This is a genomic window from Stenotrophomonas sp. STEN031, assembly GCF_056759975.1.
In genome coordinates, this window is sequence record NZ_JBRREA010000073.1 from 1 (window position 1) to 18,714 (window position 18,714).

Genomic DNA, 18,714 nt, shown 5'->3' on the forward strand with positions numbered 1-18,714 from the left:
CGCGGCGGCCGGCCCCCCGCGCGCCCCCGCCCCGGGGGCCGCCGCCCTCGCGGTGCCTGTGCTGGGCTCGGCGCGACCGCCCCCCCCCCCCCCCCCCCCCCCCACTACTCTTGGGTAGCTTGCAAGGCCTCTGCCGAGCATGGCTCGGCACTACATCCTGGGTTTGGAATGATTTTTGCACGGCCATGGAAGAACCCTTCTTCCATGCCGAGCAATGTCCGAGAACGAACAGGCCGGGGAAAAAACCGAACTCCCCACCGAAAAACGCCTGAAAGAAGCCCGCGACCAGGGCAATATTCCGCGTTCGCGGGAACTGGCCACCGCTGCGGTATTCGTTGCCGCGGTGCTGGCGCTGTACGCCATGGGCGGCTCCATGGGCGGCTCGGCGCGGCAATGGATGAAGGCCGCCCTCTCGCCGGAACCCGGCTTGCTGGACACCCCCAACGCCTTGTTCGGCCACGCCGGCTGGATGCTGCTCAAGCTGATGCTGGCTTTCAGCCCGCTGTTGCTGGTGTGTCTGGCTGCCGGCATGGTGGCCCCGGTACTTATGGGGGGACTGCGTTTTTCCAACAAGGCACTGATGCCCGACCTGAAGCGCATGAATCCGCTCACCGGAATGAAACGCCTGGTTGGCGCCGAGGCATTGGCCGAACTGGTCAAATCGATGCTGCGCGTGGCCTTTGTCGGCACCGCCGCCGGCCTGTGCATCTGGCACGGCGCCGACGGCCTGCGCGGGCTGCTGCACCTGCCACTGGAGAGCGCCATCGGGCGCGGCCTGGGCTTTACCCTCAAGCTGCTGCTGGCCACCGCAGGTGCCATGGCCCTGCTCGCCGCCATCGATGCGCCGTACCAGAAGTGGAACTGGCTGCGAAAGCTGAAGATGACGCGCGAAGAGCTGCGCCGCGAGATGAAGGAAAGCGAGGGCAGCCCCGAGGTCAAGGGCCGTATCCGGCAGATGCAGATGCAGCTGTCACAACGCCGGATGATGGAAGCCGTGCCCACGGCCGACGTGGTGCTGGTCAACCCCACCCATTATGCCGTTGCCCTCAAGTACGAGAGCGGGCGCATGAACGCCCCCACCGTGGTCGCCCGCGGGGTGGACGAACTGGCCCTGCGCATCCGCCAGGTCGCCGACGGCAACAAGGTCGCCATCGTTTCGGCGCCGCCTTTGGCACGGGCCTTGTATCGGGAAAGCCAACTCGGCAAGGAAATCCCCGTGAGACTGTATTCGGCTGTCGCCCTGGTCCTGTCCTACGTCTACCAGCTGCGCCAATGGCGCGGCGGTCCGATGCCCCAGATGGCACCGATCGATATTGATGAATTCGGCAAGGGAGAAACCCGATGAGCAGCCAGACCTCGGGCCTGTCCGCGCGCCGCGTGCTGGACATGCTGCGCCATGGGCTGGGCGCGCCGCTGATCGTGCTGGCCTTGCTGGCCATGGTGGTGGTGCCGCTGGCCGCGCCGGTGCTGGACGCCCTGTTCACCCTCAACATCGCCATCTCCATGCTGGTGCTGCTGGCCGTGGTGTATGTGAAGCGGCCGCTGGACTTCACCATCTTCCCGATCGTGCTGCTGGTCACCACCATGCTGCGGCTGGCGCTGAACGTGGCTTCCACCCGCGTCATCCTGCTCAATGGCCAGGACGGCCATGACGCCGCCGGCAAGGTGATCGCCGCCTTCGGTGAGTTCGTGATCGGCGGCAACTATGCGGTCGGCATCGTGGTGTTCGCGATCCTGACCATCATCAACTTCGTGGTCATCACCAAGGGCGCCGGACGCGTGTCGGAAGTCACCGCACGCTTCATCCTGGATGCCATGCCCGGCAAGCAGATGGCGATCGACGCCGACCTCAACGCCGGTTTGCTGACGCGCGAGGAAGCCAAGGTCCGCCGCGAGGAAGTCCGCGAGGAAGCCGACTTCTATGGCGCGATGGACGGTGCCAGCAAGTTCATCCGCGGCGATGCCATCGCCGGCATCCTGATCCTTTTCATCAACATGCTTGGCGGCCTGGCCGTGGGCGTGCTGCAGCACGACATGGCCTTCGGCGACGCCGCGGCCACCTATACGCTGCTGTCGATCGGTGACGGCCTGGTGGCGCAGCTGCCGGCACTGCTGGTTTCCAGCGCGGTGGCCATGCTGGTCACCCGCGCCTCGCGCTCGCAGGACATGAGCGAAGCGATGATGGGCCAGGTGTTCGGCCAGTACCGCGCACTGGCCATCACTGCCGGCATCATTGGTCTGGTCGGCCTGGTACCGGGCATGCCCAACCTGGCTTTCCTCAGCCTGGCCGCGATCCTTGGCTTCATCGCCTGGAAACTGTGGCGGCGTGAGACCAGCGCTGCCGCCAAGACCACCGCCAACGAAACCGCCGCCAGCGAAGGCGGCCTGAACGCACTGGGCCAGCCGCAGCCGGCCCCCACCGCCGAACTGACCTGGGACGAACTGCGCCCGGTCGATCCGCTCGGCCTGGAAGTCGGCTACCGGCTGATTCCGCTGGTCGACAAGGCCCAGGGCGGCGAGTTGATGACGCGCATCAAGGGCGTGCGCCGCAAACTCACCCAGGACCTGGGTTTCCTGATTCCGCCGGTCCATATCCGCGACAACCTGGAGCTCCCGGCCACCCACTACCGCCTGCTGATCCATGGCGTGCCGGTCAGCACCGCCGACATCCATCCGGACCGCGAACTGGCACTGGACCCCGGCAGCGCGATGGGCAAGCTGGAGGGCATTGCCGGCAAGGACCCGGCATTCGGCCTGGACGCCACCTGGATCCAGCCCCACCAACGCGCACATGCCGAATCGCTGGGCTACACCGTGGTCGATCCGGCCACCGTGGTTGCCACCCACCTGTCGCACCTGATCCGCGAGCACGCCCCGGAGCTGCTGGGTCACGAGGAAGTGCAGCAGTTGCTGGCCACACTGGCCAAGAGCGCCCCGAAGCTGGCCGAAGACCTTTCGCCCAAGGCGCTGCCACTGTCCACCGTGGCCCGCGTGCTGCAGAACCTGCTGGTCGAGCGCATCCCCATCCGCCAGCTGCGCAAGATCGCCGAAGCCCTGGTCGAAGCCGCACCGACCACCCAGGACGCCGCCACGCTCACCGCCGCGGTACGCAACACGCTCGGCCGCTTCATCGTGCAGGAAATCGCCGGCTCCTCGCCGGAGCTGCCGGTGTTCACCCTCAACCCGCAATTGGAACGCGTCTTGCAGGAGTCAACACAAGGCAATGGCGCCGCACTGGAACCTGGTCTCGCCGAACGCCTCCACCAAAGTCTTGCCGATTGCGTCGGCAAGCAGGAGGCCCGCAACGAGCCGGCTGTAGTGCTGGTACCGGCCCCGGTACGCGCCGCGCTGGCGCGCCTGGTCCGCCACAGCGTGCCCTCGCTGTCGGTCCTGGCCTACAGCGAAGTGCCGGAAGACAAACGCCTGAAACTGGTCGGCACGATCAGCTGAGGCAGCCCGAAAGCCGACGCCGGCAGCCATGCCGGTGACGGAAACCAGACACCTGCTGCACCGCACCCATTCCGCAAGAAGGAGCCCGCCACGTCATGTTCGACATCGCCAACGCCACTCCTTCGCCGCAGCCCCACTCCCGGTACCAAAGCATGAAGATCAAACGTTTCGTCGCCGCTGACATGCGCACCGCCATGAACCTCGTGCGCAAGGAGCACGGCCCCGACGCCGTGATCCTGTCCAACCGACGGATCGAGGAAGGTGTCGAGATCGTGGCGGCCGCGCACTACGACGAAACCGCAGTGAAGCAGGCGCTGGAAGCCAGCCGCCCGGCACCGCCGGCACCGGCCAAGCCGCGCAGCGCCGCCGAAGCCATCATGGCCGCGATGACCCGCCGCAAGGCACCAGAGCCGGAGCCCGTCACCGCCACCACCTCGGCCGTCGCCGCTTTGGCGCGCTCGGCGGTTGGCGCCACCGGCCGCTCCATCGACAACAGCATCGAACTGGCACCGGGCAGCCGCTTTGCTGGCCTGCTCAAGCCCGCCGAAGTTGAACCGGTGGTGCCACGCGCCCCGGCTCCGCAGACCTTCTACGCCACACAGCCGGCCAGCGCCGACGAACTGCCGATCGTGCCGGCTTTCCGTCCCGTCGGCAGCGCCGCGGCGATTGCGCCGTTGGCGGCCGCTCCGGCAGTCACCCAACAAGCCAGCTTTGCCGACGCCATCGCCGCCGTCACCATGGCGCCCCCTGCGCCGATCGAACGCGCACGTTTCGTCATCGACCCGCCGATGCCGGAGCCGGAGTTGCAGCAGCCGATCGCTGCCGTCGTTCCAGCAATTGCTGTCGCACCGGTGTTCAACCCTGCCCCGGTCGCCGTGGCCCCCGTCGCTGTCGCGCCCGCAATCGAGGCAATCGCAGCCCCGGTCGCTGCGGCAGCACCCATCGCCGCCGTCGCTAGCCCGCAGCCGGCGGAAGCGCCGGTCACCAGCGCTGCTGAAGCCACCGAAACTGCGGCCGCCGCCACCTCCCCGGTGAGCGCAGTGACCAGCGCACCGGTGATCATCGCTCGCGACGACGAACAGCTCAGCCAGCTGCGCCAGGAAGTGGCCGGCATGCGCCACCTGATCGAGCGCGAAATGAACCGCTTCACCGACGAGCGCCTGCGTGGCAGCGCGGTGCGCGCCAATGCCTTGGACCTGATGGACGAGTACGGCTTCGACGCCGGCCTGGCCCGCGATGTCGCTACCCAGATTCCGGCCGACATCGACCCCAGCCGCGCCCGCGGACTGATGCTGGGGCTGATCTCCAAGAAGTTGCCGATCGCCCCGGTCGACCCGATGGAAACCGGCGGCGTTATCGCCCTGGTCGGCCCCACCGGTGCCGGCAAGACCACCACCATCGCCAAGCTGGCCTCGCGTTTCGCCGAAGCCCATGCCGCCCGCGACGTGGCCCTGGTCACCACCGACACCCAACGCATCGGCGCCCGCGAGCAGCTGTACGGCTTCGGCCGCCAGCTCGGCATCGCCGTGCACGAGGCCAATAGCGGTACCGACCTCAACCAGCTGCTGCAGAAGCTGGCCGACTACAAGCTGGTGCTGATCGACACCGCCGGCCTGGGCCAGCGCGACCGCGCCCTCACCGCCCAGCTGCAGTGGCTGCGCGCCGCCGGCCAGATCCGCACCCTGCTGGTGCTGCCGGCCAATACCGCCTTCCAGGACATGGACGAAGTGGTGCGCCGCTTCAGCGCCGCCAATCCGCAGGGCGTGGTGCTGACCAAGCTGGACGAGACCGGCCGCTTCGGTTCGGCCCTGTCAGTGGCGGTCGATCACCGCCTGCCGATCACCTGGGTGACCGACGGCCAGGACGTTCCGGAAGACCTTTATCGGGCCTCTGCCGCAAATCTTGTACTCCGCCTTGAAGATTTGCGCCGCGCGGCCGATATGCCCTGCAACACGGAGTTGAACAATGCAGTCGCGTGAGTACGCCAAGCTGACCAACACCTTTCCGCTGTCGGCAACCCGGCACGAACCGGCCGGTCCGGTACGCACCATCGCGGTGACGGGCGGCAAGGGTGGCGTAGGTAAAACCAATGTCTCGGCCAACCTGGCCGTGGCACTGGCAGGCATGGGCAAACGCACCCTGCTGCTCGACGCCGACCTGGGCCTGGCCAACATCGACGTGGTGCTGGGCCTGCAGCCCAAGCACACCCTGGCCGACCTGGTCGCCGGGCGCGCCACGCTGGAAGAAGTCATCATCGAAGGCCCGAACGGCGTGCTGGTCGTGCCCGCCGCCTCCGGCCGTCGGCACATGGCCGAATTGCAGCCGGCCGAGCATGTGGGCCTGGTCAACGTGTTCTCCGAACTGGAACGCGACCTCGATGTGATGATCATCGACACCGCGGCCGGCATCACCGACAGCGTGCTGACCTTCTGCCAGGCCGCCCAGGACACCGTGGTCGTGGTCTGCGACGAGCCGGCCTCGATCACCGACGCCTATGCGCTGATCAAGGTGCTCTCGCGCGAACGCGGCGTGGACCGTATCCAGGTCGTGGCCAACATGGTCCGCGACCCGAACGAAGGCCGCGCCCTGTATGAAAAGCTGGTGCGGGTCTGCGAGAAGTTCCTGATCGATGTCTCGCTGAACTACCTGGGCTGCGTGCCGCAGGACGACTGGTTGCGTCTGTCGGTGCAGCGCCAGCAACCAGTGGTGAAGCTCTACCCTTCCGCGCCGGCCTCGCTGGCGATCAACGAAATCGCCCGTCGCACCGCGCGCTGGCAAGCCCCAACCGCCCCGCGCGGCGGCGTTGAGTTCTTCCTGGAACGCATCATCCAGCAGAAGGTGAAGGCATGAACAATGCAGCCGCTCACTACCGTGAAGTCCAGCGCAGCGCGGCCAATGACTGCATCGCCCGCCACGCCGACCTGGTACGCCGCATCGCCCATCACCTGGCCGCGCGCCTGCCGGCCAGCGTCGAAGTCGACGATCTGATCCAGGCCGGCATGATGGGCCTGATCGAAGCCTCGCGCAGCTATGACGCCGAACAGGGTGCATCGTTCGAGACCTATGCGTCGATCCGTATCCGCGGCTCGATGATCGATGAGATCCGTCGCGGCGACTGGGTGCCGCGCTCGGTGCACCGCCGCGCCCGCGATGCCGCCGCCACCATCCGCCGGCTCGAGCAAAGTTCCGGCCGCGCGGCCAGTGCCAGTGAAGTGGCCGAGGCAATGGAGCTGCCGCTACCCGAATACATGCGGCTGGTCGAAGACGCCTCGCGCGGCCAGGTGCTGAGCCTGGAATCACGCATCGAAGACCAGGGCGAGTTGGACACCCCGACTACCGGTGGGCCCACCCCGCAGCAGGTTCTTGAGCGCAGCCAGTTCGGCACCGAGCTGGGCAAGGCCATCGGCCAATTGCCCGAGCGCGAACAGCTGGTGCTGTCGCTGTACTACGAACAGGAATTGAACCTGAAAGAAATCGGCGCGGTATTGGGCGTCAGCGAATCCCGCGTCTGTCAGATCCACGGCCAGGCCATGCTGCGTCTGCGTGGCCGACTGAAGATTTTCGAGGCGGCCGACGCCGGCCTCGAGGAACCATGAAGAGGAAAGCCTTTTGAACAAGAACATGCGCATCCTGATCGTTGACGACTTCTCGACGATGCGTCGCATCGTCAAGAACCTGCTCGGCGATCTGGGCTTCACCAACACCGCCGAAGCCGAGGACGGGCATGCCGCGCTGTCATTGCTGCAGAGCCAGCCGTTCGATTTCGTCGTCACCGACTGGAACATGCCGGTGATGACCGGCATCGAGCTGCTCAAGGCGATCCGCAATGACGCCAAGCTCAAGACCTTGCCGGTACTGATGGTTACCGCCGAGGCCAAGCGCGAGCAGATCATCGAGGCCGCGCAGAGCGGCGTGAACGGCTACATCATCAAGCCCTTCACCGCGCAGACGCTGGAAGAGAAGCTGGGCAAGATCTTCGAACGCCTGGCAGCGAGCGCCTGATGGACCGCCTCGGGGAAGCATTGAGCGACAAATCGGCCCTGGTGCAGCGCCTGCAGGACGCACTGGCAGCATTGGAAAGTGGCGATGAGGCTGGCTGGCGCCGGGAAATCGACGCACTCGCCGCCCTGCGCGCGCAGCCGATGATGTCCGGCCTGGGCCGGCTCGCCCGTGAACTCGGACAGGCCCTGGGCGAACTGCCCAGCGTGCCCAGCGAAGCCGGCGAGCTGGACGATGCCTGTGCGCGTCTGGACCACGTCGTGCAGATGACCGAGCAGGCCACCCATCGCACGCTCGACCTGGCTGAAGAATGCCGGGCGCTGACCGAGCGTCTGCGTGCGGATGGGCTGAATGCCGAACAGGGCGAAATCCTCGAACGCATCCGCCACAACCTCACCGAAGTCGCGCTGACCCAGAGCTACCAGGACCTGACCGGGCAGATCATCCGCCGTGTGGTTGGCATCGTCCGCCGCGTGCACGAAGGGTTTGGTGCGCTCGGTCTGCCGCCGCCGGAAGAAGACGCACGCAACCATGGCCTGGCCGGTCCCGCCGTCAATGGCCTGGACCGCCATGCCGTTTCCCAGGTCGACGCCGACGATCTGCTCTCGGACCTGGGGCTGTAAGCCATGAGTGCTTTTGCCGACGACATCGCCGCCGACTTCATCCTCGAAGCGCAGGAGATCCTGGATCGTCTCGGCGAGCAGCTGGTGACGCTGGAGCAGGCACCGCACGACAGCGACCAGCTCAACGCCGTGTTCCGTGGTTTCCACACCCTCAAGGGCGGCGCCGGTTTTCTGGCGATCACGCCAATGGTGGAGCTGTGCCACGCCGCCGAGGAAACCCTGGGCATGGCCCGCGCCGGCAAGGCCGAACTGCTGGCGCATCATTTCGATGCCGCCCAGCAATCGCTGGACTGGCTGCAGGCCATGCTCGACGCGGTGTCTTCCGGCACCGATCCAGAGCACGCGCCCGCCGCGCTGATCGCGCAGTTCGATGTCGGTACCGCCGCGGCCGTTGCCGCGCCGCAGCCGACCGCGGTCGCCGTCAATGCAGGTGACAGCGACCTGATCAGCGAAGACGAGTTCGAGGCCCTGCTCAACGAACTGCATGGCAGCGGCACACCCGGCGCCCAGCCCATCGCCGCCAGCAAGGCCGGCGATGACCTGATCGACGAGGACGAATTCGAGGCACTGCTGGACAAGCTGCACGGGGGCGCGGCGCCCGGTGCCGTCGCCGTGCAGCCCATTGCGGCCACGCCGCCGAAACCGAAGCCGGCACCCGCGACGCCCGCCCGGCCTGCGCCCGCGGCTGCCAAGCCGGCCGCTGCAAAGGCCGCCGAGCCCGAGCACACCGTGCGCGTGGATACCAAGCGCCTGGACGCCATCGTCAATCTGATCGGCGAACTGGTGCTGGCGCGCAATCGGCTCAAGACCCTGCGCACGCGCCTGAAAGACGAAGAACTGGACCGTGCGGTTTCCACCCTGGACATCGCCACCGCGCGCCTGCAATCGGCGGTGATGCGCACCCGCATGCAGCCGGTTGGCAAGGTTTTCTCGCGCTTTCCCAAGGTTGCGCGCGATGTCGCCCGCTCACTGCAGAAGGAAGTCGACCTGGAGCTGATCGGCGCCGATACCGAACTGGACCGCAACCTCGTCGAAGCGCTGGCCGATCCCTTGGTGCACCTGGTCCGCAATGCCATCGACCATGGCGTCGAATCGCCGGAGCTGCGCGAAGCCCAGGGCAAGCCGCGAATGGGCCGGGTACGGCTATCCGCCCAGCAGGAAGGTGACTACGTCAGCATCGAGGTGCAGGACGACGGCGCCGGCATTGACCCGGAACGTCTGCGCGCCAAGGCCCGCGACAAGGGCCTGCTTGACCCGGAAGCCGCCGCCCGCCTGACCAGTGAAGAGTGCCTGCACCTGGTCTTCCTGCCCGGTTTCTCTACCAAGCAGGAAGTCACCGATATATCCGGCCGTGGCGTCGGCATGGACGTGGTGCAGTCGCGCATCCGCGAACTCAGCGGCCAGATCCAGATCCAATCCGAGCTGGGCCGCGGCAGCCGCTTCCTGATCCGCGTGCCATTGACGCTGGCGATCCTGCCCACGCTGCTGGTACAGGCTGGCGAAGACGTCTACGCCCTGCCCCTGGCCCGCGTGATGGAAGTGCTGCACGCCCCGGCCACCTCGTTGGGCTGGTTCGACGGTCGCGCGGTGCTGGACCGCAAGTCCCACACCTTGGCCCTGCTCGACCTGCGTCAATGGCTGGGCATCACTCCAGCACCGTCGACCTTGCTGACCATCGTCGTGCTGCAGATGGGCGAAGCGCGCTTCGGCCTGGTGGTGGACCAGGTACGCGGCCGCGAGGAAGTGGTGATCAAACCACTACCGCGCGCCCTGCGCGGCCTCAACGGCTATGCCGGCGCCACCTTGATTGGTGATGGCCGCATGGCACTGATCCTGGATGTGGATGGGCTGCGAGGGGTGCAGGGCTGAGCAATGCAGACGCGAGCGGCCTGCAATCTCGCGATCCCGCTAGTCCCCTCTCCCGCCTGCGGGAGAGGGCAGCCCCGCGAAGACGGGGCGGGTGAGGGGCGCTTTCAGCTTTCAAAGCCAGAGCTGCCCTCACCCCAACCCCTCTCCCGCAGGCGGGAGAGGGGCTAACAAAAGCAACAGCGCCTGCAACAACAGCTGCACCGCTCACTGATTCAAGACCGTTACAACGAGGCCGATATACGCACCATGGACCGACTCAGCATCATTGGACTCTTCCTCGCCCTCGCCTCCCTGGTGGGTGGCAGCATCCTCAAAGGCGCCGGCCTGTCCTCGCTGTGGTCACCTGCTGCCTTCGTGATCGTCATTGTCGGCACCCTCGCCGCCATCCTGCTGCACACCTCGCCAGCGGTCTTCAAACATGCCTTCAAGATCGTGCGCTGGGTCATCCGGCCACCGGCCAGTGATCGTCGCGCGCTGGTCCAGCAGATCGTGGACTGGAGCAATATCGCCCGCCGCCAGGGCCTGCTCGGCCTGGAACCGCAGGTGGACCTGCAGGACGACCCGTTCATCCGCAAAGGCCTGCAACTGGTGGTTGACGGTGTCGAGCCGGACACCATCCGCCACATGCTGGAAATCGAGCTCGGCAGCCAGGAGCAACAGGACCTGGCCGCCACCAAGGTGTTCGAAGGCATGGGCATCTACGCGCCCACCCTGGGCATCATCGGTGCCGTGCTCGGCCTGATCGCGGTGATGAAGAACCTGGCCGACCCCAGCAAGTTGGGCCACGGCATTGCCGCCGCGTTCACCGCCACCATCTATGGCATCGCCTCGGCCAACCTGCTGTTCCTGCCAGTGTCGGCCAAGCTCAAGAGCGTGATCGCCAGCAGCTGCCGTGAGCGCGAGATGATCATCGAAGGCCTGATCGCCATTGCCCAGGGTGAGAACCCGCGCAATATCGAAAACAGCCTGGCTGGCTTCGTGAACTGAACCATGGCCCGTCGCAAGCATCACGAAGAGCACGCCAACCATGAAGCATGGGCAATCCCCTATGCCGACCTGATGACGCTGTTGCTCGCGTTCTTCGTGGTGATGTACGCGATCTCCTCGTTGAACGAAGGCAAGTACCGGGTGATGGCCGATGCCCTGACCACGGCCTTCGGTGGCGCACCACGCACCATCACCCAGGTCCAGGTAGGCAACATGCAGATCCAGGGCGGCGGCCACGACACCCCGTCGGTGATCCGCTCGCCCAGCATGACCGGTGGTGCCATGGCCGACCCAACCCAGCTTCCATCGATGGCATCGCATATGCGCATGCCGGTTTCGGCGCACAACCAGGAACAGCTGCAGCGCGCCGAGCGCCAGCTCAACCAGATTGCCGATCGACTCAGCAGATCGCTGGCGCCGCTGGTCAAGCAAGGTGTCATCACCGTGCGCCGCACCGAGCTGTGGATCGAAGTCGAGATCAACAGCGACATCCTGTTCAGCACCGGCTCGGCGGCATTGGACGCAGGCGCACGCAACACCCTGGGTACGCTGGCCGACGTGCTGCTGGATGCACCCAATGGCGTGCGGGTGGAAGGCCATACCGACAATCTGCCTATCGCCACCGCGCAGTTCCCATCCAACTGGGAGTTGTCGGCTGCGCGTGCGGCCAGCGTGGTTCATCTGTTCGCCGACCACGGCGTGCAACCACAGCGGCTGGCGATGGTCGGTTACGGCCAGTTCCGCCCTCGCGAAAGCAATGATGCGCCCGAAGGGCGCAACCGCAACCGGCGGGTGATGGTGATCATCCTCGCCGATTCGGCGGCGGCAGCCGATCTGCCGCCTGCCGGCAACACCACAGCCAGTACCGGCGGCGATGACGACAGTGGCGGCGCACCCGCCGCGGCCGCTGTGCGCAGCGCGGTACCGGCGGTCATCGAAGGAGTCCAATGATGCGCATCTGGGCCATTGCCAACCAAAAAGGCGGCGTCGGCAAAACCACCACCACTTTGTCGCTGGGGCGCGGCCTTGCCGCCCGCGGACACAAGGTGCTGCTGATCGACCTGGACCCTCATTCCTCCCTCACCCGCGCCTTCGGCGTACCGGTCGAACCGGTACCGCAGGGTGTGCAGGAGCTGTTTGCCGCCCCGCCGCATGAAATCGCCGCGCTCGCCCGCCACAGCGATATTCCCGGGCTGGACTACCTGTGCGCGCAGGCCTCGCTGGCCACGTTGGAACGTCGCAGCGCCAACCAACCGGGCCTCGGCCTCGCCCTGCAGCAGGCGCTGACGCGCCACGGCGATCAACACGACTACATCCTGCTCGACTGTGCGCCGACACTGGGTCTGCTGATGATCAATGCGCTGGCTGCGGCCGACCGTCTGATCATTCCGACCCAGGCCGAACCCCTGGCCCTGCATGGGCTGGATGGCATGGTCCGTACCGGCGAAATGGTCGAGCGTTCACGCAAGCGCACGCTGCCGATATCGGTGCTGCCGACGCTGTTCGACCGCCGTACCCGCGCCGGCAACGAGACCTTGAAACTGATGCAGGATCGCCACGGCGAACGCGTATGGGAAGACGCGATCCCGATCGACACCCGCATCTGCAACCCCGCCGCGCTGACCGTCCCCCTGCTCGGCGACGATTACCCGGGCCGCGGCATGGCCGCTTACCGTCGTGCGCTGGAGTGGCTGCTGCTCAGCGAGGCCGCGCAGCTGGAGCGCGCCGCATGAGCAACGACGTATTGGACGACTATCTCGGCGAACTGCTGCTGGAGGCGGTACCCGCGGCTGCGGTCGCCGCGCCTGCAACGCCAGCCAAACCGGCTGTCGTCGAGGTGCCGGGTGACAGCCCCGAACTGGAAGCGGTGTTCGAAGCAGCGCTGGCCGAAGCGCAGGCCAAGCCCGCCGCTACACCTGCCCCCGTCACGGCAACCATGCCGTCCGGCGACACAGCCGCCTTGCAGGCTGCCTTCGACGACGCGCTGGCGGCCACTGCCGCCGCCAATGCAGGTCGCCCCCCCACCTGGGACGACCTGCCCGACGAAGTGATCTACGAGACCGGTCCCGCCGAAAGCCGCAAGTTGGCCCATAGCGACAGCGCCAGCCTGCAGGCCGCGTTTGAAACCGCTGCGGGCTTGCCGGCGAGCCCGGCGCCCCCACCGCGCAGCACCTCCAACGTCCGCGCCCTGGACCCGCCCTCGGCGGACGCACGCCCCAGCACCTGGCAGGAACTGCAGGCGCAGGCACAGCGCCCGGCGAGCAGCCCGCAGCAGCGGCGCGCCGCCGAGCGCAGCTCGCGCTGGCTGCGCTTGCGTTGCGGCCAGCAGACCTATGCGCTGGAACTGCTGAAAGTCCAGGAAGTGGTGTTGCCAGTGCCTCTGCTGGCACTGCGCGGCACCGGCCCCTCGATGCTCGGCATCATGAATCTGCGCGGCCAGGTGGTACCGGTAATGGACCTGTGCCGCCACCTGGACGTGCAGAGCGCGCCGGAGGACTCGCAGACCCGCATCGTCGTACTGGAAGAGAACGGCGAGACCCTGGGCCTGCGCGTGTCGGCGGTTGAAGACGTCGCCAACCTCAACGACTCGCAGATCGAGCCACCGGACACCGCCCGCATCTGCCAGATATCCAACGAGTTGTTCCGTGGCATCGCCCGCGTCGGCCAGCAACCGATGATCCTGCTGGATGCCGGCCGACTGCTGCGCTGATGGCCTCCCTTTCGCACAGAGAACGGAAGGCAGCAAAGGTAGTGCCGAGCCATGCTCGGCAGAGGCTTTACCAGTAAGGCCCCAGCCGAGCATGGCTCGGCTCTACACCGTCAAAAACTACCCCTCCCCAGCCCTCCCCTTCGCTGCGCGAAAGAGAGGGGGCTCAAAGCCTGCTGCGCTGATGGCCTCCCTTTCGCACAGAGTGCGGAAGGCGGCGAAGGTAGTGCCGAGCCATGCTCGGCAGAGGCTTTACCGGCAAGGCCCCAGCCGAGCATGGCTCGGCTCTACACCGTCAAAAGCTACCCCTCCCCAACCCTCCCCTTCGCTGCGCGAAAGGGAGGGGGCTCAGAACCTGCTGCGCTGATTGGCTCCCTTTCGCACAGAGACCGGAAGGCGGCAAAGGTAGTGCCGAGCCATGCTCGGCAGAGGCTTTACCAGTAATGCCCCAGCCGAGCATGGCTCGGCTCTACCCCGCCAACAGCTACCCCTCCCCAGCCCTCCCCTTCGCTGCGCGAAAGGGAGGAGGCCTGAAAACGTGCGCCCGTTAACACTATCTGCTGCAACGCATCGCAACCCTAAAGATCACTGGCACTTCGCCGCTATCTCTCCCAGTAACGTTTGTTCGGAGCAACGATGAGCACTGTGGCCCTGGCGCAGGATCTCGGCATCGAGTCCACCAGCGAGTTGAAACAACAACTGGCGACCCACCTGCCACAAGCAGGTGAGCTGCGGGTGGATGCCGGCCAGGTAAGTCGCATCCACACCGCTGCAATGCAGGTGCTGTGCGCCTTCGTGCTGGCCCGCCAGCAAGCCGGCCAGGGCACTGTCTTTGACAACGCTACCGACACCTTCCGCGACGCCGCGCGCCTGCTCGGTGTCCTCCGGACCCTCGGTCTGGAAGCAACCCCTGACACAACGAAATCTGTGGAGAACGCTGCATGAGCGCACGAATCTTGGTGGTGGACGACTCGGCGTCGATGCGCCAGATGGTCTCTTTCGCCCTCACCTCGGCCGGCTTTTCGGTTGAAGAAGCCGAGGACGGCGCGGTCGCCCTCGGCCGGGCCAAGGGCCAGCGTTTCAACGCCGTGGTCACCGACGTCAACATGCCGAACATGGACGGCATCTCGCTGATCCGCGAGTTGCGCCAGCTGCCGGACTACAAGTTCACGCCGATGCTGATGCTGACCACCGAGTCGGCCGCCGACAAGAAATCCGAAGGCAAGGCCGCCGGTGCCACCGGCTGGCTGGTCAAGCCGTTCAATCCCGAACAGCTGATTGCCACCGTACAGAAAGTCCTGGGCTGATCAGCCCACCTGCCCCACCGATCGGATACCGCGCCAATGAGCATGGACCTGCAACGTTTCCACGCCACCTTCTTCGAAGAAAGCCGCGAAGGGCTGGATGCAATGGAGGCCGGCCTGCTGGCACTGGAAGACGGCCAGCACGACCCTGAAGTCATCAACTCGGTGTTCCGTGCAGCGCACTCCATCAAGGGGGGCGCCGGCACTTTCGGCTTTGACGCCATCGCCGGCCTCACCCACGTGCTGGAAACGCTGCTTGACGAGCTGCGCGCGGGCAAGCGCGCACTCGAAAGCAACGCGGTCGACGCGATGCTGGGCTCGGTGGACGTGCTGCGTGCGTTGCTGCGTGAGGTCGAACATGGCCAGCCCGCCGACCCGGCAGCGGTCAAGGCGATTACTGATCGCTTGCAGGCTGTCCTGTCTGGTGCCGCACCGGTTGCCGCGGCTGCAGTGAAGCAGGAAGAAACCCCGGATGCCTGGCAGATCGGCTTTGCCCCGGCACCTTCACTGTTCATGAGCGGCAACGATCCGCTGCGCATCATCCGCGAACTGGAAACCCTGGGTTCCCTGCACGTGGAGCCGCGCATGGCCCGGCTGCCCAGCTTCGACCAGCTCGATCCGCTGGAAGCCTACCTGGCCTGGGACCTGGGCCTGGTCGGCAAGGTACCGCGCAGCCGCATCGAAGACACCTTCGCGTGGGTGGTCGATGACTGTGAACTGGACATCCGCCCGGCCGCACCGCCCAGTCTTGCCGTGGAAGCGCCCGCCGCTGCCGTCGCCAGTACTGCCAGCGTCGCCGACGCCGCAGCTGGCAGCAAGCCTGCGGTCAGCGCCCAGCAACATGAAGCCGAAAGCTCGATCCGCGTCAGCGTCGACAAGGTCGATGCGCTGATCAATCTGGTCGGTGAACTGGTCATCACCCAGGCCATGCTCAAGCAGGTATCCGGCGGCCTGGACCCGGTCCACGCCGAACAATTGTTCGCCGGCCTGGACTTGCTCGAACGCAATACCCGCGACCTGCAGGAAGCCGTCATCGGCGTGCGCATGCTGCCGGTGGACGCGGTGTTCCGCCGCTTCCCGCGCCTGGTCCGCGACCTCTCCGGCCGCCTGGGCAAACAGGTCCGCCTGCGCACCATCGGCGAAGGTACCGAGCTGGACAAGGGTCTTATCGAGAAGATCGCCGATCCCTTGGTGCACCTGGTCCGCAACTCCATCGACCACGGCCTGGAAATGCCGGACGTGCGTCGCGAATCCGGCAAGGACGAAACCGGCACGATCACCCTGGCTGCGTCGCACCAGGGCGGGCATATCGTCATCGAAGTCAGCGACGATGGCCGCGGCCTGAACCGCGACAAGATCCTCGCCAAGGCGCTGGAACGCGGCTTGAACGTGCCGGACAACCCCACCGATGCACAGGTCTGGGATCTGATCTTCCAACCGGGCTTCTCCACCGCCGATGCCGTTACCGACCTGTCCGGTCGTGGCGTTGGCATGGACGTGGTCCGCCGCAACATCCAGGCACTGGGTGGCGAGGTGCAACTGGAAAGCCGCACCGGCGCCGGCACCCGCGTGTTGATCCGACTGCCGCTGACGCTGGCCATCCTCGACGGCATGACTGTCTCGGTGGCGGGCGAAACCCTGATTCTACCCTTGGCCTACGTGCTGGAAGCCCTGCAGCCGCAACCCGATGACATCCGCACCATGGCAGGCGAAGGTCGCGTCTTGCGCGTGCGCGGCGAATACCTGCCCATCCTGTCGCTGGGCGAGTACTACGGCTATCCCGACAATCCACAGGCCGAGCCGCTGGTGGTGGTGGTCGAGGGCGATGGCCAGAAGATCGCGCTGGAAGTGGATGAGCTGATCGGCCAGCAACAGGTCGTGGTCAAGAACATCGAGAACAACTACCGGCGCATCAGCGGTGTATCCGGCGCCACCATCCTCGGCGATGGCCGGGTTGCGTTGATCGTTGATATCGGCGGCCTGGTGCGCTCGCTGCGCACGCAGCAGGCGGCCTGATCACCTCTTGATTGCCACCTCCGGCCGCGCGCCCATCATCTGGGCGTGCGGCTTTCGGCTGTATGCGTGCCACCGCGGAGCGACTCAGCGGCACCTTGCTGGCGCTGGAACCGTGTCCGCATAACGCCTTCAAGAAGCCCCGAAAACTGCCGATACCGCATCGCAATGCAATCAGGTTTGTCAAGCAACCTGGGCCTCCGTCGCGGCCTGCACCACTCAAGACATTCCCCAGGGGCGCCGGACCTGTGGATCGCCCCATGCCCGCCTACGGAGATGTCTGCAATGAAGTGGTTCCAGAACCTGTCGATCACCCGAAAACTGGTGCTTGCATTCTGCAGCACCGGTCTGCTCACCCTGCTGCTCGCGTTGTTTGCCGTGTGGCGCATGAACGTGGCCGACAGCCAGATCGAACAGGTCAACAACAATTGGATGCCGGCCGTGCAACAACTGGGCGAAATGCGCGCCCAGCTTGGTGAGTTCCGCACGTTCGAACAGGCCCAGCTCAACTACCAGGGCGACACCGCCCAGCTGGCCGACTACGACAAGCGCATGGCCGACACGCGCAAGCTGATCGAAGCGGCGGAGAAGGCTTACGACGACATCGAAGCCGACTACAGCGCCGATGAGCTGGCCATGTACAACAAGATGAAGGAACTGCGTGCCGGCTACTTCGACGCTCACGAGCGCATCGCCGCCGCCATCGCCGCCGATGACTTCGCTACTGCCGCCAGCATCTCCAGCGGTGATTCGCGCAAGCTGCGCCGTGCGCTGTTCGACCAGCTCAAGCAGCTCTCGCAATACAACCAGGACCAGCTCACCAAGCAGACCGTGCAATCGCAGCAGGCACATGACCGCTCGGTTGCCGCCATCCTGATCGGCCTTGCCGTCGCCCTGCTGTTGGCTGCCGCCTTGGGCTGGGCCATCATCCGCGCCATCATGGTGCCGCTGGCCGACGCGGTCCGTGTGGCCGATGACGTCGCCGCCGGCAAGCTCGACCGCCGTATCGACACCGCGCGACGCGACGAGGTTGGCAAGCTGCTGCAGTCCATGCAGCGCATGCAGACCCAGCTGCAAGCGGTGATTGGCGCCCAGCGCGAGATGGCCAGGCAGCACGATGCCGGCATGATCAGCCATCGCATGGACGAAACCAGCTTCCCCGGCGATTACGGGGTGATGGTCAAGGAAAGCAACGCGCTGGTGAACTCGCACATCCAGCTGATCCTGTCCGCGCTGGAGATCATCAAGCGCTACGCCAATGGCGACCTGTCCGTCGACATCGAACGTCTGCCCGGTGAGAAGGCGGTGATGACGGATGCCGTCGATGCGGTCAAGACCAGCCTGTCGGCGATCAACAGTGAGATCAAGCACCTTGCGGGAGCAGCCGCCCAGGGCGACTTCTCGGTCCGCGGCGACGCGGCGGCCTACCAGCACGACTTCCGCGACATGGTCAGCAGCCTGAACCAGCTGATGGAAACCACCGACGGCAACCTGTCCGAGCTGTCCAAGCTGTTGCAGGCCATCGCCCGTGGCGACCTGACCGTGCGCATGCAAGGCGATTTCCACGGCGTATTCGCCGACATGCGCGACGATGCCAATGCCACCGTTGGCCAGCTGACCGATATCGTTGGCCGCATCCAGCACGCTGCCTCCAGCATCAACCTGGCCGCCACCGAGATCGCCACCGGCAACAGTGACCTGTCGCGCCGGACCGAGCAGCAGGCTGCCAACCTGGAGGAAACTGCCGCCTCGATGGAGGAAC

16 protein-coding genes are annotated in these 18,714 nt (G+C 66.1%); all 16 read left to right on the plus strand.

From position 1 onward, the window contains the following. Nucleotides 1-214: 214 nt before the first annotated feature. Nucleotides 215-1,345: a flagellar biosynthesis protein FlhB gene (flhB, locus tag ACVOLQ_RS20225; protein ID WP_481529103.1), complete on the plus strand. Its 1,131-nt coding sequence runs from the start codon at nt 215-217 to the stop codon at nt 1,343-1,345. Next, on the plus strand, nt 1,342-3,450 hold the full coding sequence (gene flhA, locus ACVOLQ_RS20230; protein ID WP_313492729.1) for a flagellar biosynthesis protein FlhA: 2,109 nt from the start codon (nt 1,342-1,344) through the stop codon (nt 3,448-3,450). Before flhB ends, flhA begins: the two co-directional genes overlap by 4 nt. Nucleotides 3,451-3,836: 386 nt before the next feature. Continuing rightward, on the plus strand, nt 3,837-5,429 hold the full coding sequence (gene flhF / locus ACVOLQ_RS20235) for a flagellar biosynthesis GTPase FlhF (RefSeq protein ID WP_481529109.1): 1,593 nt from the start codon (nt 3,837-3,839) through the stop codon (nt 5,427-5,429). Beyond that, nucleotides 5,416-6,300 (plus strand): MinD/ParA family ATP-binding protein, encoded by an 885-nt coding sequence (locus ACVOLQ_RS20240; protein ID WP_057628672.1) that lies wholly within the window; start codon nt 5,416-5,418, stop codon nt 6,298-6,300. The genes flhF and ACVOLQ_RS20240 overlap by 14 nt, the downstream gene beginning before the upstream one ends. After that, a complete protein-coding gene (locus ACVOLQ_RS20245; RefSeq protein ID WP_313171806.1) occupies nt 6,297-7,046 on the plus strand; it encodes an RNA polymerase sigma factor FliA in 750 nt (249 codons plus the stop codon). The genes ACVOLQ_RS20240 and ACVOLQ_RS20245 overlap by 4 nt, the downstream gene beginning before the upstream one ends. 13 nt (nt 7,047-7,059) lie before the next feature. Continuing rightward, nucleotides 7,060-7,452, plus strand: a complete 393-nt coding sequence (gene cheY, locus ACVOLQ_RS20250; RefSeq protein ID WP_303749801.1) for a chemotaxis response regulator CheY — start codon at nt 7,060-7,062, stop codon at nt 7,450-7,452. Beyond that, nucleotides 7,452-8,072 carry a protein phosphatase CheZ gene (locus ACVOLQ_RS20255; protein WP_313171802.1) on the plus strand — a complete coding sequence of 207 codons (621 nt, stop codon included), beginning with the start codon at nt 7,452-7,454 and terminating at the stop codon, nt 8,070-8,072. Before cheY ends, ACVOLQ_RS20255 begins: the two co-directional genes overlap by 1 nt. A gap of 3 nt (nt 8,073-8,075) precedes the next feature. After that, complete coding sequence (locus ACVOLQ_RS20260; RefSeq protein WP_481529104.1) at nt 8,076-9,941, plus strand: chemotaxis protein CheA; 1,866 nt, start codon at nt 8,076-8,078, stop codon at nt 9,939-9,941. A gap of 246 nt (nt 9,942-10,187) precedes the next feature. Then, nucleotides 10,188-10,928: a flagellar motor protein gene (locus tag ACVOLQ_RS20265; protein WP_313171798.1), complete on the plus strand. Its 741-nt coding sequence runs from the start codon at nt 10,188-10,190 to the stop codon at nt 10,926-10,928. 3 nt (nt 10,929-10,931) lie between these two features. Continuing rightward, nucleotides 10,932-11,879 (plus strand): flagellar motor protein MotD, encoded by a 948-nt coding sequence (gene motD, locus ACVOLQ_RS20270; RefSeq protein ID WP_481529105.1) that lies wholly within the window; start codon nt 10,932-10,934, stop codon nt 11,877-11,879. Then, on the plus strand, nt 11,879-12,661 hold the full coding sequence (locus ACVOLQ_RS20275; RefSeq protein ID WP_313492771.1) for a ParA family protein: 783 nt from the start codon (nt 11,879-11,881) through the stop codon (nt 12,659-12,661). Before motD ends, ACVOLQ_RS20275 begins: the two co-directional genes overlap by 1 nt. Further along, nucleotides 12,658-13,638 (plus strand): chemotaxis protein CheW, encoded by a 981-nt coding sequence (locus ACVOLQ_RS20280; RefSeq protein ID WP_481529106.1) that lies wholly within the window; start codon nt 12,658-12,660, stop codon nt 13,636-13,638. The genes ACVOLQ_RS20275 and ACVOLQ_RS20280 overlap by 4 nt, the downstream gene beginning before the upstream one ends. Before the next feature lie 633 nt (nt 13,639-14,271). After that, on the plus strand, nt 14,272-14,580 hold the full coding sequence (locus tag ACVOLQ_RS20285) for an STAS domain-containing protein (RefSeq protein WP_313171792.1): 309 nt from the start codon (nt 14,272-14,274) through the stop codon (nt 14,578-14,580). After that, nucleotides 14,577-14,942 (plus strand): response regulator, encoded by a 366-nt coding sequence (locus ACVOLQ_RS20290; RefSeq protein WP_057628682.1) that lies wholly within the window; start codon nt 14,577-14,579, stop codon nt 14,940-14,942. The genes ACVOLQ_RS20285 and ACVOLQ_RS20290 overlap by 4 nt, the downstream gene beginning before the upstream one ends. Nucleotides 14,943-14,978: 36 nt before the next feature. Then, on the plus strand, nt 14,979-16,955 hold the full coding sequence (locus ACVOLQ_RS20295; RefSeq protein WP_481529107.1) for a chemotaxis protein CheA: 1,977 nt from the start codon (nt 14,979-14,981) through the stop codon (nt 16,953-16,955). Nucleotides 16,956-17,237: 282 nt separating this feature from the next. Then, the coding region (locus tag ACVOLQ_RS20300; protein WP_481529108.1) for an MCP four helix bundle domain-containing protein at nt 17,238-18,714 on the plus strand (1,477 nt) is incomplete at its 3' end.